The sequence below is a fragment of the Streptomyces nigrescens genome, assembly GCF_027626975.1.
Classification (GTDB): Bacteria; Actinomycetota; Actinomycetes; order Streptomycetales; family Streptomycetaceae; genus Streptomyces; species Streptomyces nigrescens.
In genome coordinates, this window is sequence record NZ_CP114203.1 from 6,181,544 (window position 1) to 6,198,269 (window position 16,726).

Annotated in this window: 9 protein-coding genes; all 9 read right to left on the reverse strand. The window is 75.9% G+C overall.

Annotated features, from left to right (window positions below):
- Positions 1-48: 48 nt before the first annotated feature.
- The 9 genes from STRNI_RS27475 to STRNI_RS27515 all read right to left on the reverse strand — a co-directional run bounded on the left by STRNI_RS27475 (position 49) and on the right by STRNI_RS27515 (position 16,624).
- A complete protein-coding gene (locus STRNI_RS27475; RefSeq protein ID WP_277412206.1) occupies positions 49-1,218 on the reverse strand; it encodes an ABC transporter ATP-binding protein in 1,170 nt (389 codons plus the stop codon).
- Positions 1,215-3,935 carry an FtsX-like permease family protein gene (locus STRNI_RS27480; RefSeq protein ID WP_277412207.1) on the reverse strand — a complete coding sequence of 907 codons (2,721 nt, stop codon included), beginning with the start codon at positions 3,933-3,935 and terminating at the stop codon, positions 1,215-1,217. Before STRNI_RS27480 ends, STRNI_RS27475 begins: the two co-directional genes overlap by 4 nt.
- Before the next feature lie 45 nt (positions 3,936-3,980).
- Complete coding sequence (locus STRNI_RS27485; protein WP_277412208.1) at positions 3,981-7,391, reverse strand: FtsX-like permease family protein; 3,411 nt, start codon at positions 7,389-7,391, stop codon at positions 3,981-3,983.
- A 132-nt stretch (positions 7,392-7,523) separates the two neighbouring features.
- Complete coding sequence (locus STRNI_RS27490) at positions 7,524-7,928, reverse strand: globin (protein ID WP_093643995.1); 405 nt, start codon at positions 7,926-7,928, stop codon at positions 7,524-7,526.
- 116 nt (positions 7,929-8,044) lie between these two features.
- Entirely contained in the window at positions 8,045-9,694 is a 1,650-nt protein-coding gene (locus STRNI_RS27495) for an FHA domain-containing protein (RefSeq protein WP_277412209.1), read from the reverse strand.
- 60 nt (positions 9,695-9,754) lie between these two features.
- The gene (locus STRNI_RS27500) at positions 9,755-11,104 is read right to left on the reverse strand and encodes a vWA domain-containing protein (protein ID WP_266442090.1); all 1,350 of its coding nucleotides are present in this window, start codon (positions 11,102-11,104) and stop codon (positions 9,755-9,757) included.
- A 141-nt stretch (positions 11,105-11,245) separates the two neighbouring features.
- Complete coding sequence (locus STRNI_RS27505; RefSeq protein WP_277412210.1) at positions 11,246-12,691, reverse strand: PP2C family protein-serine/threonine phosphatase; 1,446 nt, start codon at positions 12,689-12,691, stop codon at positions 11,246-11,248.
- Position 12,692: 1 nt separating this feature from the next.
- Complete coding sequence (locus STRNI_RS27510; RefSeq protein WP_277412211.1) at positions 12,693-15,305, reverse strand: serine/threonine-protein kinase; 2,613 nt, start codon at positions 15,303-15,305, stop codon at positions 12,693-12,695.
- Positions 15,302-16,624, reverse strand: coding sequence for a hypothetical protein (locus STRNI_RS27515; protein WP_277412212.1), 1,323 nt, complete (start codon positions 16,622-16,624; stop codon positions 15,302-15,304). The genes STRNI_RS27510 and STRNI_RS27515 overlap by 4 nt, the downstream gene beginning before the upstream one ends.
- Positions 16,625-16,726 lie beyond the last annotated feature (102 nt).

Below are 16,726 nucleotides of genomic sequence, written 5' to 3' on the forward strand. Positions count from 1 at the left end.
CCGCTCGGCGCGCCGATCACCCCGGCGACGGCCCCGCATCGAGGCCGGTCAGCCACCCTCGTCCGTGCCTCCGCGCTCAGCCGCGCCCCCGCGCTCGTCCGTGCCTCCGCGCTCACCCGAGCCTCCGCTCCCGTCCGCCCCCTCGCTGACGCCCTCGGCCCCGCCCCCGCCCTCGGCCCCGCCCCCGCCCCGCGCCGCCCCGTCCGCCGTGTGGTCCGGCCATACCCCGATGTGGTCGCTCTCCAGCTCCAGCAGGACGCGGTGTGCCATGCCCAGGCTGCTGGTGTAGTCGGCCGGCAGTTGGAGGCGGCCCGCCCGGTCGAGCATCGCGTACTCGCGTGCCACCAGGGACTCCTGGCCGGTTGCGGCGTCCCGTTCGGTACGCCGCAGCACCTCCGAGGACGTACGGCCGTCGCGGATCGCGACCGTGCGCCGTACCTCGCTCGCCACCGCCTGGTCATGGGTGACGATCACGATGGTGGTGCCGAGCTCCTCGTTGGCGGTGCGGAAGGCCGTGAAGACCTGCTCGGCGGTGTGCGAGTCGAGCTCGCCGGTCGGCTCGTCGGCCAGCAGGACGGACGGGGTGTTGGCCAGCGCCACCGCGATGGCGGTGCGCTGCTGTTCGCCGCCGGAGAGCTGGTGCGGACGCCGGTCCCCGCAGTGGTCGAGCGAGAGCATCGACAGCAGCTCCTCGGCCGCTTTCGCACGGGCCGCCCGCCGCCGGCCGCCCCGCAGCTGCATCGGCAGCATCACGTTCTGCTGGGCCGTCAGATAGGGCAGCAGATTGCGGGCGGTCTGCTGCCAGACGAAGCCGACCACCTCGCGGCGGTAGCCGAGCCGTGCCTTGGCGTCCATCGTCAGCAGATCGCGGCCGGCGACCGTGGCGGCACCCGCGGTCGGCACGTCCAGACCGGCCAGGATGTTCATCAGTGTTGATTTACCGCTGCCGGACGCGCCCACCAGTGCCATCAACTCGCCCTCCGCGACCAGCAGATCGAGCCCTTGGAGGGCCTGCACCTCCACCCCGTCGGTGGCGAAGACCCGCACCAGCCGGTCGCAGGCGATCAGCGCGTCATGCCCGTAGGCGGGCTGCCCGCGCCGGGAGGCCGCGCGCCGCTCCAGCTCGGCCAGGCTGGTGGCGGCGGGCCGGGGCGCGGAGGCCGGGGCCGCCCCGGGGACGGGTGTGTCCGGTGGTGTGCCGTCGGGCCGTGTGGTCATCGGGTGTCCCCCGCTCTCAACTCGGTGCTCTCGCGCCGCCGTCCGCTCAGCCAGGCCTGGGCCAGGGCGACCGACAGGGCCAGGGCGACCACGCCCACCGACGGCAGCAGCAGGGACGCGGGATCGGTGTGCAGTCGTACGACGCTGCCCGGTGCGCCGCCGCCCGAGGTGCCGGGGAGGGCGAGCGCGGTGAGGTCCATGCCCGGGCCCAGCAGCCGGATCGTGGCGGCGCCGGCCAGGGCGCCGCCGAGCGCCGCGAGGACTGCCTGCGGCAGTGCCTCCAGAACCAGCAGCCGCCGCCCCTGGGCCCGGGGCAGCCCCATCGTGCGCAGCCTGGCCAGGAGTTGGGTGCGCTCCGGGGCGGACTGGAGGAGGGACAGGAACAGGGCGAGCAGGGCGAAGCCGGCGCCGGCCGCGACCGCGGCGGTGTAGAGGCGTACCGCGCCCTGCTGGAGGGGCGAGTCGGCGAACTCGGCGCGTACGGCGGAGCGCAGCGCCAGCCGGACGGACAGCGACGCCGGGGCGTGGGCGCGCACGGCGGAGCGCAGCGCCCCGGTGTCCAGGGAGCGGCCGGACAGCAGGAGGGTGGAGGGCCCGGTGGCGGGGTCGCGGTAGGTGTCCGGGTGGCGGCGGGCGACGCTCCCGGCGTCGATGACGACGAAGTCGCCGCCGGGCTGCGCGGGGGTGTCGGCGCGTACGGTCTTCGGGCGGATGACGAGCTGGCCGAACTCCGGCTGCAGGGCCATCGGCGCGTGCCCGAAGCGGGTGAGGAAACGGGGGGACACCAGCGCGGGCAGCGGCCGGTCGCCGCCGGGGTCGGCCAGGTCCCGCGCGGCGAACGCGCCCAGGCCGGTGGCCCGCGCGAGCCGGGAGTACGCCTCGGCGTCGGCGATGACCAGGTAGAGGGGCGGCCCGTTGTCGTCGGCGGCCTGGACGTCGATGCGCAGCGGTACCGCGTCCACGACGCCCGGCACCTTGCCGACCGCCCGCCGCAGCTCCTCGGGGAGCGGTTTGCCGGCCGAGATCCGGGCCTCGGCGCCGACCGCGGTCAGCGCCGCACGGTCCCGTGCCGCGGCGACCCCGGCCAGCACCGAGCCGCCGAAGGACGCCGTGGTCAGCGCCACCACCAGGGCCAGCAGCGGCAGTCCGGCGGTGCCCGGGGCGCGGCCCGCGCGGGCCAGCGACAGAAAACCGGTCAGCCCGGCGGTGCGGGCGGCGGGGCGGGCCGCCAGCCGCAGCGGGAGCGGATAGAGGCGCATCAGGACCAGCGCGGCGATCACGCCGATCAGCACCGGGGCGGCGCTGACCAGGGCGTCCACCCCGCCCGTCGCCGTGCTGCGGCCCCGCAGGGCGAGCACCGCCCCCACCGCCAGTATCAGCACGGTCAGTTCGGCGACCGTACGGCGCCGGGAGGGGCGGGCGCCCGCCGCGTCGGCGCGCTCCACGGGACGCGGACGACGGTGCGCGACGACCGCCCGCAACGGCAGCGCGAGCGTCCCCAGCAGCCCGGCCCCGGCCGCCGCCAGGAGTGAGGGCAGCACCCCCTCCCCGGGCACCAGCAGCAGCGCCAGACCGGCCCCGGCCGCCGCCGCGGGCAGCGCCACCGCCCCGGTCTCCGCCGCCAGCCGCCCGGCCAGCCCGGCCAGTGACGCACCACGGGCCCGCAGCAGGGCGAGTTCGGCATGCCGGCGCGCCGCGGTCAGCCCGGCGGTCATCAGCAGCACCACCCCCGCGACGGTGCCGATGCCGTACGCGGCCACCGCGATGACCGGCGCGACCGCCGTCCGCGTCCGCACGAAAGCGTCCAGCAGTCCGTCCACCGCGCTGTCGGCCAGCGCACCGCCGCCCGCCACCGCGCGCAACCGGGCGAGCGCGGCGCCGTGTTCGAGGGAGACCAGCCGGTCCCGCAGCAGCGGGGCGTCCCGGGCGGTCAGCGCGCGGGTGTCGAGCGGGTAGCGCCAGAACTTCTCCGGCTCGCCCCCGGTGGACAGCAGCGCCGGGCCGTCCTGCGGCGACAGCAGCAGCCCGGCACGCCAGAACTGGTGCGGCGGAAGGCCCGGCGTCGTGTCCTGGCGCGCGGCCGCCATCAGCGGGTCCACGGACCAGTACGCGCTGTCCGGGGCGCGCGGGGTGAGCAGCCCGGAGATCCGTATGGTCAGGCCCTCCAGATGGAGTTCGCTGCCGACGTGCAGGGCGAGGGCGCGTGCGGTGGCGACGGTGACCGCCGCTTCCAGAGTGTGCTTCCCGGAGGCCGCGCCGTGCGGCAGCCGGCCCTCGGCGAGGGTGGCATGGGCGCCGAGCCCGGCGGCCGCGTACAGCGAGAGGCCGGGAGCGACGCCGTCGGGCCGGGGCAGCCAGGCGTCCTGTGCGGACAACGGCTTGGTGGTGCGTACGCCGTGCTGGGTCTCGCCCCCGGCGATCCGCAGCGGGGCGTGGAACTGTCCCCGGATCGCCCGGTCCTGGCGGGTCAGCTCTCCCGCGGCACAGGCGGCCGCGGGGTCGCCGCCGGTCATGTCCGTACGCGAGACGGTGATCTCCACCGTCCGCTGGCCGGCCGGCACCGAGCCGAGCGCATGGCGCACTCCCCGCGTCTCGTACGCCGCCACCCCTCGCGGGAACGCCGCCGCGAGGAACGCGGTGACCAGCACCAGCGCGCCCAGGGCCAGTGCCGCCGCGCGCGCCGGACGCGGCCGGCTCCGCCCGTTCCGTGCCGTCACCGGCGCTCACCCCGCCGGACCGTCCCCACGGCATGCCTTGTCATCTCACTGCACTCCTTGGCTGCGCAGGGCCCGCACCGGATCGCCGCGGCGCAGCCCGATGGCCGCGACGACCAGCAGCGGCACCGCCGCGACCGCCGCGAGCAGCGCGGCCACCGGGCCCGGCGGCAGCTCCACCAGCACCGGCGGCACCGGGCGGCCCGCCTGCTCGGTCAGCACGATCAGCGGGACGACCGCCCGGGTCAGCACCGTCCCCAGCGCCGCACCGACACCCAGCGCCAGCGCGATCAGGACGCCCTGCTCGGCGACGATCATCCGGGCCAGCTGCGGGCGCGGCGCCCCCAGGGCCCGCAACACGGCGAATTCCCGGGCCCGTTCGCGGACCGAACCGGCGGCACTGACGGCGAAGCCGACCGCCGCCAGGGCCACCGCGACCGCGGCCGCCGCGGTCAGCGCGGTCTGCGGGCCGAGCCCCAGCGGATCGTCGTGCAGCTGCCCGGCGATCTCGTCCCGGACCAGCACCTGGCCCGGGTCGGTGTCGGGGCGGTCCCGCAGCGCCTCGACGACCTCGGCCGACGCGCCCGGCCGAGGGCGCAGCCACCACTCGGTGGCGGTCAGCGGCAGTGCGCCGCGGTCGGACAGCGCCTCGTTGACGGCACCGAGGTCGACCAGCAGTCCGCCGGTGTCCGGCGCGTCCGCCGGACCCGGCAGGGCCCGCACCGCCCGGACGATCCGGGCCTTCAGCGGACTGCCGTTGACCGGCACCTCGACGAGGGAGCCGGTGCGCGATCCGCTGTCGCGCAGATACGCCTCGGTGGCGACGGCGGCGAGCGGTGGACGCGCGGGGTGCGCGGCGTTGATCCGCACCGTGGTCACGGCGGCCCCCCAGTCGTCCAGCCTGGCGCCGGTGTCGTACGTCTGGGACAGCAGCCCGCCGTCGGGGACCTGGGACCGGCCCGCCCTGGGCCCGGACGGCTCGCCCACGGAGCTGCTCTCGTCGGTGATCCGCGCCTTCCAGGCGAGGGCGGCGGGCGCGGCGAGGGACCGGGCCGGGCCGTGGCCGGTGGCGGCCTCCACGGCGGTGACGGTGAGCCGCTGACGGTGCGAGACCGGCGACTGGTCCGTGTCGAGGAGCAGACCGGTCAGCCGCAGCGGACCGGCCGGGCGGCCCGCCGGGGCGCCGGCCGCGGCGCCGAGGTCCGCGCTCAGGGTGTGTGGTGCGCCGTCGGCCGCGAGCGGGCCGAGCGGCACGGTGTACGGGATGCCGTGGCGGTCGGTGACGAGGACGGAGAGGCTCGCCGGCACCGGCCCGGTGTCGCGCCCGGCGGCCTGCTGCCCGGGGGACTGCCGGCCGGGGGCGGGCGGCAGTGCCCGCAGCGAGCGCAGCGCGGCGGTCAGCCGTAACCTGTCGCTGCCCGGCGGCAGTTGCACCCCCGCCAGGGGCCCGTGGTCCGGCGCCACCGCGCGCAGCACACCGTCCGCCGCCCGGCCCCTCGGGCCGTCCGCGCCGCCGCCCACGAGATCGCCGCGCAGCAGCAGGGCCCCCGCCGACCGCCGGGCGTCCAGCGCGAGCAGCGAGGAGGACCGGCCGTCCGACAGCTCCAGACCGGACTGCCCGACGGGCAGCGCCGCGGCCACCCCCGGCACCGCCGCATACGCACCGCCCTGGCCCAACGGCGGTGTCCGGCCCGCGAGTACGCGCACCGCAGCGCCCGCGCGGAAGTCGGCCTGGTCGTCCTGCGAACGGTCCCAGGACGCGCCCTGGCCGATCGCCAGCATGCCCAGGGCGGTGGCCAGCACCAGCAGTAGCACGGGACCGGCGCCGCGCAGGGGGCGGCGGCTGATCTGCCAGCCGGCCAGCGCCGCCGCCAGCCCCCGGCCGCCGGCCGCGCCCCGCTCGGCGATCCGGGCGGCGAGCGGCAGCAGCCGCAGCGTCAGCACCGTACCGGCGAGCAGCGCCAGCGCCGGGGCGGCCACCAGCACCGGATCGATGCCCAGTTGGCCGGCAAAGTCCCCGGTCAGCACCCCGCTGCCGGTGCCCTCGCCGCCCGCCGTCTGCCGCTGGAGCTGCCAGTAGGCGACCCCGGCGATCACCAGCAGCCCGAGGTCGGCCCCGGTCCTTCCCCAGGTCTTCAGCCCCGTTCGAGGAGAAGAGAGCCCCGTGCCACCGGGCAGCGTCCGCGCCCGCCGTCGCCGCGGGCCGTCCGCTCCGGTCCGCAGCAGTGCGGGCGCGGCCACCGCGAGGGCGCAGCCCAGCGCCACGCCGAGGCCGGTCAGCCAGACCGGCGCGGTCAGCCCGGTGTCCAGCGGCAGCCCGATACGGGCCAGGGCGCCCTGGCCTGCCAGCAGTTGCCTCAGCGGTCCGGCCAGCAGCGGCGCGCCGACCGCGGCCGGGGCCGCCAGCAGCAGCGACTCGGCCAGGGCCAGCCCCGCGATCCGCCGCCGGGACGCGCCGCGGGCCCGCAGCAGCGCCGTCTCGCCGGTCCGCTCGGCGCTCAGCATCCGGGCGACCAGCAGCAGCGCATAGCCCGCCAGCAGGATCAGCTGCAGCGCGACGATCAGGATCGTCGAACGGTTCACCAGCAACGCCCGCTGCAACTGTCCCAGCGCGGCGGGCAGATCGGTGGTGACGGTGGCCCGGCCCGCGAACGCCGGGTCGGCCATCAGTGCCTTGGGCGCCGGACCGGCCGCGGCGGCCAGCTCGGCCAGCCGGTCCGCGGTCAGGGAGCGGAAGTCGGCGGTGGCGAGCCAGCCCACCGAGTCCTGGGCCGGCGACCCGCCGCGGAACGCCGCCGGATCGGTGAGCAGCGGCCCGTACGTGGTGAAGCCGGCGGTGCGCACCCCGCGCCCGCCGAGGTCGTCGAGCTTCCAATACGGGTCGGCGCGGTCCTTGGGCCGGTAGACGCCGGTGACCTCGACCGCCAGATGGGCGGGGCCGGACAGCCGGTTGTCGAGGGTGAACCGCCTGCCGGGCGCGACCCCCAGCCGGGCCGCCGCGGCCTCCGGCAGCGCGACCGGCAGCCGTCCGTGCGCGGCCGGGCCGGGCCAGTGGCCGGCGGTGAGGGTCAGACGGGAGCGGTCCAGGGCCGCGAGGTGGGTGAGATCCGGCTCACCCTTGCGGGTGTCCGGCGCCCGCAGCGTGCGGGGCAGCGCATACGGCCCGGAGCGGACCAGTGTGTGCACCGTGAACGGCAGCCCGTCGAAGGCCCGCCGGGCGCCCCGGGCGACCGCCCGGTCCGCCGCGTCCCGTGCCCCGGGCGGGAGTTGGGCCTTCACCTGTAACGCGGCGGCCGCCGCGGCGCGGGTCCGTAGCGCCTGCCGCAGCCCCGCGTCGCCGACCGCGCCGGAGAAGGCCGCGAGCGTCGTCAGTACGGTCGTGGTGAGCAGCACCGAGAGCAGGGCAGCGGCCAGCAGCAGACGGTGCGCGCGCACCCGCAGAAAGACAAAGCCGGACACGGATCCCCCTTACCGCGCTCAGCACCACACAGATGAACGAATGGTGTCAGACGAGCGGCGCGGGCGGAGGGGGCTGTGGATAACCCTGGCCGGATCATGAGGGCGAAGGCGCGGGGCGGTGTGAGGCGTTCCTCAGTCCGCGGCGTTGACCATCGAGGCGGCGGCGTAGGTGAGGTAGTTCCACAGCTGCGTCTCGTGCTTCTCGGACAGGCCGAGGGAGTCCACCGCGTCGCGCATGTGCCGCAGCCAGGCGTCGTGGGCGGCCCGGTCGACGGTGAACGGGGCGTGCCGCATCCGCAGCCGGGGGTGACCGCGGCCGTCGCTGTACGTGCGGGGGCCGCCCCAGTACTGCATGAGGAAGAGCGCAAGCCGCTCCTCGGCCGGACCCAGGTCCTCCTCCGGGTACATCGGCCGCAGCAGCGGGTCCTCGGCGACTCCCTGGTAGAAGCGGTGCACCAGGCGCCGGAAGGTCTCCTCGCCTCCGACCTGTTCGTAGAAGGTCTGCTCCTCGAGCGTGCCGCGTGGAATCTTGTTCACCCGTCCATGGTGGCAGACGTCCCGGCGGAGGACTTCGGTCGTAGGCCGTGGCCGGAAATGACCCCGGGGCGTGATCGGTTGATCACGCCCCGGGGTCGTGCACGGCCGGCGGCTGCTCAGCCGCGGCGGACGGTCAGCGTCGTCCAGGCACCGACATGCACCCGGTCGCCCTCATGGAGCGGCACCGGCACATATGGCTGGATCGGGTCCTCGGTGAGGTTGATCGTCGTGCCGTTGGTGGAGTTCTGGTCCACCACCGCCCAGCTGCCGTCCTGCTGCTGCACCAGCAGCGCGTGCTGGTGCGAGACGCCCGGGTCCTCCGGCGCACTGCCCAGGTCGATGTCCGGGGACTCGCCGGTGCTGTTGCGGCGGCGGCCGACCGCGATCTGGCCGTTCAGCGGGAGCACCTGCTCGGGGGAGTACGAGGGCAGGTTGAGCCCCGCCGCCTCCGGGCCGCTGCGGCCCATCATCGCCATGAAGTACTCACGGTCCGGCGCGACCGCCACCACCCAGCCGGCGCCGACGACCGGCGGCGGGCCCTGCGGTGGTGCCGCGGGACCCTGGCCGGGTCCGCCGTTCCACTGCTGGTCCGGGCCGGGCTGCTGCTGCGGCGGCATCTGCTGCTCGTACGGGCCGGGCTGCTGCTCGTACGGGGGCTGCTGTTGCTGCTCGAACGGAGGCTGCTGCTCGTACGGTCCCGGCTGCTGCGGCGGGAACGGCGCGGGCGGCTGCTGCTGCTCGTACGGGGCCTGCGGACCGGGGCCGGGCGGCGCGGGCGCCATCGGCGGGGGAGCGGCCTGGGCGCTCGGCGGGTTCAGCGTCCAGTCGTCGCCGCCCTGCTGCGGCGGCGGGCCGCCCTGCGGGCCGGGTCCGGGCATGCCGGGGGGCGGGCCGGGCGGGAATCCGCCGGGTCCGGGCTGGTCGGGGAATCCGCCGGGTCCGGGCTGGTCCGGGAATCCGCCAGGTCCGGGCTGGTCGGGGAACCCGCCAGGGCCGGGGCCGCCGGGGGGCATGCCCTGCTGCTGCGGGGGCTGGGGCTGCTGGGGCTGCGGCGGCGGGAAGCCGTAACCGCCCTGGCCACCCTGCTGAGGACCGCCCTGCGGACCGGGTGCGGGCGGCGGGAAGCCGTATCCGCCCTGGCCGCCCTGCGTGCCGGGACCGGGGGCACCGGGCGGCGGGCCCGGCTGCTGGCCGGGCGGCGGGGCGTAGGACGTCGGGGAGTTGGTGAGGAAGTTGTAGCGGCAGCCCTCACAGAACGGTGCCATCGCCTCACGCGGCGTACCGCACTGCGGGCAGGTCTCGGGCTGTCCGGACGGGCCGGGGCCGCCCTGCGGAGGCTGGGGCTGCTGGGGCTGTGGAGGCGGGAAGCCGTATCCACCCTGGCCGCCCTGGGAGTCAGGGCCGGGCTGCGGCGGCGGGAACCCGTATCCGCCCTGGCCGCCCTGGGTACCGGGGCCGGGCGCGCCGGGGCCGGGCTGCTGCGGAGGCGGGAAGCCATAGCCGCCCTGGCCGCCCTGGGAGTCGGGGCCACCGGGGCCACCGAAGCCGGGACCGGGACCACCGGGGGGCGGACCGGGCTGTCCGGGCGGCGGACCGGGCTGGCCCTGCGGCGGGCCGGGCTGGCCGGTGGGCTGTCCGGGCGGCGGTGTGTTCAGGAATCCTGCAGGCAAGGAGGGCGGCGGGGGGACAGCGCCCGCCATCCGCTGGCCGCACACCTCGCACCAGTCTTCGGCCACCGACTGGTGGCCGCTCGGGCAGGTCGGCATGTCGGTTCTTCCCCCTCCGTACCGATTTCTTTCGGTCGTGCTGCTCGGTACTGATCGTGGCTATTTCTTCACGCGAACGGTTTTCGTCGAGCGCGTTTCGAGAGTCATCTCGTCCGCCTCGGCGACCTTCGCCTTCAGTCGCACAGTACCGGTCGCCGTATCGACGACGTCCACCACCTTCGCAAGGAGTTTCGCAGTCTCCTCGTTCCCCGAGGCTCCGGCCAGTTGTACCGCGCGGCCCAGTTTCTCCGTGGCACCGTCGATATCACCCGACTTACGGGCATCGAGCCCTTGTTGAATGGCTTGCGCCAGTTCGGCCTGGCCCGTGTAGTGCGCCACCTGGGGGTTGATCGCGGTGGAAGCGGCCACATCGTCCGTCCACAAGGCCCGTACGAGGCCCTGCGACAGGGGCCGCGGCGGGCTCTGCGCGGGATCGCCGTCCGGGGCGGAGAAGATCAACGAGACCCGGCCGGCCAGCATTTCCTGCCCGATCCCGGCGGCCGGGACCCGCAGGCACAGGTGGTAGTCGCGGGACTCGTCGCCCCAGGACCCGGTCGGATAGTCCGCCGACCGCGGACCGGACTCCCGGCGCCGGCCGGTCAAGTCCTCCACGGTGGGCGCCACTTGCTTGACGAAGACGGTCTCGGCGCCCAGCGGAGTCCACAGCCGCAGGCCGACATCGGCGACCTCCTTGCGCATCGCCGTCTCCATCATGCGTGTGAAGTCGGCGGTCAGACCGGCCGGATCGGCGACGATGTCGGCGGTGCCCAGCAGCGCCGAGGCGATGGCGGTGACCTCCTTGATCTCCCAGTCCGTGCCGACACCGCGGGCGTCGCAGGTGAACGACCCGGAGCAGGCGTCCAGGGCGTCGCGCAGCTCGCGCGGGGACTCGTGCTCGTTGCGGCCGTCGGTGAGCAGGATGGCGTGCCGGATGCCGGCCCCGGCGGACGACAGCAGCCGGCCGGTCAGCCGCAGCCAGCTTCCGATGGCGGTGCCGCCCCCTGCGGTCAGCGTGCGCAGCGCCTCCTTGGCCTGCGCACGGGTGGCCGCCCCGGCCGCCGCCAGCCGTCCGTCGCCGGGGTAGACCTCGACGGCCCGGTGGGTGCCGGCCACCACCGCGAAGCCGACACCGTCGCGCAGGGTGTCGAGGGCGGCGGCCGTCGCCTCCCGGGCGCCGCGCAGCTTCGCCGGCGGATGGTCCATCGACCCGGAGCAGTCCACCATGATCACCACGCCGGCGTCCGGCTCGCCGGTACCCGCCCTCGGCACCGGCCGGCCCCCGGTCGTGCCGCCGCCGGTCGCGGTGACCGTGACGATGGCGTGGACCTCCCGCCCGCCCTCGGGGAGATAGGGGTTCTGGTACACCTCGGCGGAGAAACGCGGCACCCGGGACTTGGCGAAGTTGGCCATCCGTTCCGCTCCTTGAGACGACGTAACCGGTTGGTCGGTACACGTGGTGCGTCGTACATGGCGCATGGCGCGTGAGGGGGCGTACGGGCGGGGGTGCGCCGTGCCGCGCACCCCCGCTCACGCTCTTCGGTGGTGAGCCCGTCAGGCCGGTGCCGTCTGCCCCGCCGGTGCGGGGAACGGCACCAGTGCCACGGTGACGTTGTCGTGCCCGCCGCCGTCGAGGGCGTGGGTGACCAGGGTGCGGGCGCCGTTCAGCGGCCTGGCGGGGGCGTCGTACGGCAGCACCGCGGCCATCTGCTCCGCGCTCTCGGCGTAGTTCCACAGCCCGTCGGTGCACACCACCACGACCCCGGGCCCGTCCGGCTTGAACGTCGCGGTGTGCGGCTCGACCTCGTACGCGTCCGCGCCGAGCCAGCCCGTGATGGCGTGCGCCCGCTCATCGGCGTTCGCCTCGGCCTCGGACATCAGGTTGTTGGCGACCATCTGGGCGGCCCAGGAGTCGTCCTCGGTGAGCCGGGCGGGCGGCGCCGTACGGTCGTTGGGGATCCAGTAGGCGCGGCTGTCGCCGACCCAGCCGACGGTCAGCAGCCCGCCGCCGACCACCGCACCGACGAAGGTGCAGGCCGGGGCGTTCTGCTGACGGTGCTCGTCATGGACCAGAGACGGGTCGGAGGCGAGGGCGTCGACCGCCGAGGAGGCCGCCAGGATGGCGTCGTGCATGGCCTGCGCGGGGTGGGTACCGCGCGGCAGGGACGCCCGCAGCGCCTCCCCGGCGGCCTCGGACGCCGCCGAGGACGCCTCGTCCGGGCGGGTCGCCGAGGAGACACCGTCGCAGACCACGGCGACCACGGCGGGGGTGCCGTCCGGCAGCGCGGCGGCACGCAGCGCGAAGAAGTCCTCGTTGCGGTGGTGCCGGTGGCCCCGGTCGCTGACCGCCGCGATGCCCCCCACCTCGCATTCCATGTGGTCGCGGGGGCGGGGCCGGGCGTGACCGCAGTGTGCGCAGTAGCCCTCGGCGTCCACGGCCCCGGAGCGGCAGGCGGCGCAGACGGCGGTGCCGGAGGGGTCTTCCGCCGCGGCGGGCACGGAGGGTTCCGGGACGGGCTCCGGGGCGGGCGCCACGGGTTCCGCGTCCGGCGCCACGGTCTCCGAGGCGGGCACACCGGAGGGCGCGCCGGTCCCGGCGGCGGCCGCGGCCCCGGCGGCGGCCGCGTCGGCGACCGCCTCGTATCCGGCGACGCGCGGATCGGCGGGCGGCGGGGTGTCGGCCACCGCCTGGCCGGGCACCGGCGGGGCATGGCCCGGCATCGGCGGCGCACCGGCGTCCCCGTACGGGAGCCGGGCCTGCGGGTCCGGGGGCGGTGGCCCGGCCGGAGCGGTCCGGCCGGCCGGTGCGGGCACCGGCGGCGGACCGGGAGGCATCGGCGGCGGGGGCGGCACGGCGGAAGCGCCGGGCGCGGCCGGGGCGCCGTGCGCCGGCGGTGCGGCGGGCGGCAGGAGATCGGCGCCGCACCGCCCGCAGAAATTGTCCTTCGCGTCGAGCGGTTCGTCACAGCCCGGACACCGGGACGGCCCAGTCACACCCATGTCACACCCACGTCCTGGGGCGGAAGCGGTTGGCCCGTTCCACCAGTTCGATCCTTTTCTCACCACGCTGTGCCAGCCGCGCCAGCAGACGGTACGACTGCTCCAGCCCGAAGCGCAGACCGCGCTCGTCCAGCGGGCTTCCGAGCAGCGCCGGCCGCTCGGAAGCGGGCGCTGCGCCGTCCGGCCCGGCACCGTGGCTACCGGAGAGTACCCAGTCCAGGGCGCTGCCCAGTACCTCGGTGGCGAGTTGTTCCCGGCGCTCGGTGTCCAGACCGAAGTCCGCGAGCGCCTCGACCTGTTCGGCGGCCGCCCGCAGATCCGCCAGCAGCGGATCGCGGGGCGGCCGCTCCCGCAGCCGGGCGCGGACCGCCGCGCTCCGCGCCGCGATGTAGTGGATGGACGACTCCGGCACGGACTCCAGCACCTCGACCGCGCCACCGCGGTCGCCCGTCGCCAGCCGCACCCGGGCCAGCCCGAACGCGGCGCCGACATAGCTGCGGTCGGTCGCCCACACCAGGCGGTAGTACTCCATCGCGTTGTCCCACTGGCCCAGCAGCTCCGCGCAGATGCCCAGCGCCAGCTTCGGCGCCGGTTCACCGGGGAAGGCGTCGTAGACCGCGTCGAAGGCCAGCGCGGCGCTCTCGCGGTCGTCGGCCGTCAGCGACACCAGACCGCGATGCCACACCACCCGCCAGTCCGCGCCCCACGTGGCGGGTTCGCCGCCGCCCCGACCCGCGGCGGGCCACGGCCCGGCGGGCTCCGCCGCGATCGCCTCCAGCACCTCCCGTGCCGCCGCGCCGTCCCCCGCCTCCAGACGGGCGCGCAGCTCCCGCAGCCGGAGCTCCAGGGAGTCGGCGGGCGCGGAGCGCAGCGCACCCAGCAACTCCGCGGGCCCGGCGGCCGGCAGCCCGGCCAGCAGCCCGGCGTTGGGGTCACCCGGGTCCACCCGCGGCACCGGCAGCGCGAGGGCGGCGCCCGCGACGTCCAGGGGGCGCAGCAGCGGACCGCCGGACACGCGCTCCGCCGCGCGGGCCGGGACCGCCCCCCGCGCGCCCAGCAGCGAACTGTCGCCGTCCACCGGCGGCATCAACTCCGTGTCGGTCACCCGGAGTTCGGGCCCGAAGAGGGTCGACAGCGCGGGCCGCGGCTCCCCCGACTGGAGCGCCACCACCTCCCGCAGCACCCCCGTCAGCTGCTCGGCCATCTCCTCCGCGGAGGCGAACCGGCGCGCCCGGTCCGGGTCCGTGGCCCGCACCAGCAGCCGGTAGAACGACTCGTAGGTGCGGAACACCTCGATGTTGTCCGGATCGGGCAGCGAGTCCGCGAAGATGTTCGTATAGCCCTGGAAGTCGAAGGTGAGGACGGCGAGGGTGCGCGCGACCGTGTAGAGGTCGGAGGAGACCGACGGGCCCACAGCGGCGATCTCGGGCGCCTGGTAGCCGATCGTGCCGTAGATCGGGCTCACATGGTCGTCCATCCGGCGCACCGCGCCCATGTCGATCAGCTTGAGCTGGTCGTGCTGCTGGATGGCGTTGTCGACCTTGAAATCGCAGTAGAGGTAGCCGCGGCTGTGCAGATGGCCGAGCGCCTCCAGCGCCTCGATGCCGTACGCGCAGGCCTGCTCGACGGGCAGCGGATCGCGCCGGCCCTGCGGGGTGCGCCGGTCGTTGGCGAGGTCCTTGAGGGACTTGCCGCCGACGTACTCCATGACGATGTAGCCGTCGAGGCTGCCCGTCGTCCGGTCGAGATGCTCCACGAAGTTGTAGATCCGCACGATGTTGGCGTGCTCGATCTCGGCGAGGAAGCGCCGCTCGGACACCGCCACCGCCAGCGCCTCCTCGTCGCCGGTGTCCAGCAGCCCCTTGAGCACCACCCACCGGTCGGAGACCGCATGGTCGGTCGCCAGATAGATCCAGCCGAGCCCGCCGTGCGCCAGACACCCCACGACCTCGTACTGGCCGTGCACCATGTCACCGGGCCGCAGCTTGGGAACGAAGCTGTACGGATGGCCGCACTTGGTGCAGAACCCTTCCGTACGGTCCGGCTGTTCACCACGCGCCCGGCCCACCGGCGCCCCGCAGTCCGCACGGCTGCAGAACCGCTTGCGCTCCGGGACCTCCGGATGCTCCAGCACCGCCGTCCGCGGATCGGGCCGCGGCACCTCCGGCACCGCCACCAGCCCCGCGCCCAGCCGCCCGCGCGACGGCCCGGAGGACGCACCGCTGCCCGAGCCGTGCACCGACACCGCCGGCACCCCGCGCGTCCGGACCCCGCCGGAGCCCGCGCGCGAGAGCCGCCCGGACACCGACCGCCGCGACGGCGACGAACGGCCCGACGGCCCGCTGCCGCCGGAACCGGGACCGGACGGCGCGCTGCCGCCCGAACCCGGGGCGGGGGAGGGCACTGTCAGCAGCGCCCCGGCTGCCTCCCGCGCGGCCGTCACGCCCGCCGAAGCCCGGCCCGTCAGGCCCGTGGGCGGCGACGACAGCAGACCGCCCGGTGAGACCACCGGCGCCAGACCGCACAGGTCGCAGTACCGCTCACCGCCGCCGACATCCTCGTAACTGCCCGCACAGTCCCGCCGCTGGCAGCGCTCGTCGGCCTGCTCCGTCACGACTCCCCCCGCCCCTCCGGCGGCGGCTCCAACGCCTCCGCCGCCGCCTGCTGATAACGCCACACCGCCTGCTCGGCCGCCCGCAGATCGCACGGCGCGCTCCACAGCATCCGGCGCGCCAGGTCGTACCGCTCCGTCAGCAGCGGGTCCTCCGCCATGCCGTGGCGCGCGACCTTCGCCCGGTACGCGTCCAGCCTGCCCCGCAGCTCGGCGCGCACCGCGAGCGGCGCGGTCACCGCCGTCAACGATTCGCGGGCCCGGTGGAGTTCGTCCTCCGCCCGCTCCTCCAGACTGTCCAGCAGCGGCGAGAGCCGGTGCCACTGCGCCCGCCTGCGGTAATCGGCCGCCGCCGCCAACTGCTCGTGCAGCGCCGTCGACGGGCCGCTGACCGCCGGCACCTCCGACGCGGCGATCTTCGCCAGCACCTCGCCCCGGGCCTGCCGCGCCTCGGTCAGCGTGCGGTCCGCCCGCGACAGCACGTCCCGCAGCTGCATCAGCCGCCGCTCCGCGTCCTGCCGCACATCCAGCACCGCCGCCACCTCCCGCCGGATCTCCTCCAGCGCACGCGCCGCACGGTCATAGCGCCCGGTGTCCGGCCGGCCCCCGCCCGGCGCCGAACTCCCCGTCGACGACGACACCCAGAACGCCAGCGGATCCGCGATCACCCGCTCCCGCAGCCGCAGCAGCTCCTTCGTGATCCGCTCCAGATCGTCACCCGCCGGATGCTCCCCGGGCCGCACCCCCACCGAATGCGCCAGCGAACGCGTCCGCTGCAACTCGGCCGACAGCAGATCTATCCGGGCCGGCAGCGCCGACCAGACCGCATCGGCCGCCACGATCACATCCAGCGACCGCGCGTACAGCCCGTTCATCCGCTCGACGAGCCCCTCCAGACTGAACCGCTCGCCCAGCCCGGCCGGGCCGCCCTCCGGACCACCGTCCGCCGCGGCCGCACCCGGGACCGTCACCCCCTCGCCGTGCAGCAGCTCCGTCAGCTCCGCCAGATCCTCCGCGGACGGCCAGCGGCGCCGCTCCCGCAGCTCACGCGCCTCCTCCAGCGCGGCCGTGTACGCATCGAACAGCGACCACAGCACCGTGATCGACCGCTCCGCGGCGGCCCAGCGTTCCTTGGTGGTACCGGACAGCTCGGCGCCCTCCAGCAGCCGGCGCCCCGCGTGATCCTGCAACGCGAGCAGGGATGTCTCGATCGCCTCGTACTCGGCACCGAGCCGCTCCAGCGCGCGATCCACCTCCTCCCGGTCCAGCACCGGGGCATCGGGCCTCCCCGGAGAACCGGGGAAGGGTCCAGGGACCCCCATCGATCACCTCTCCAATACGCGTACGATGCACGGCGGTTGCGGCGACCCCGTAGCCGCTGCGGTCTGCTCCTCCCGCTTCCTCCTCCATAGTGACCTCATCCG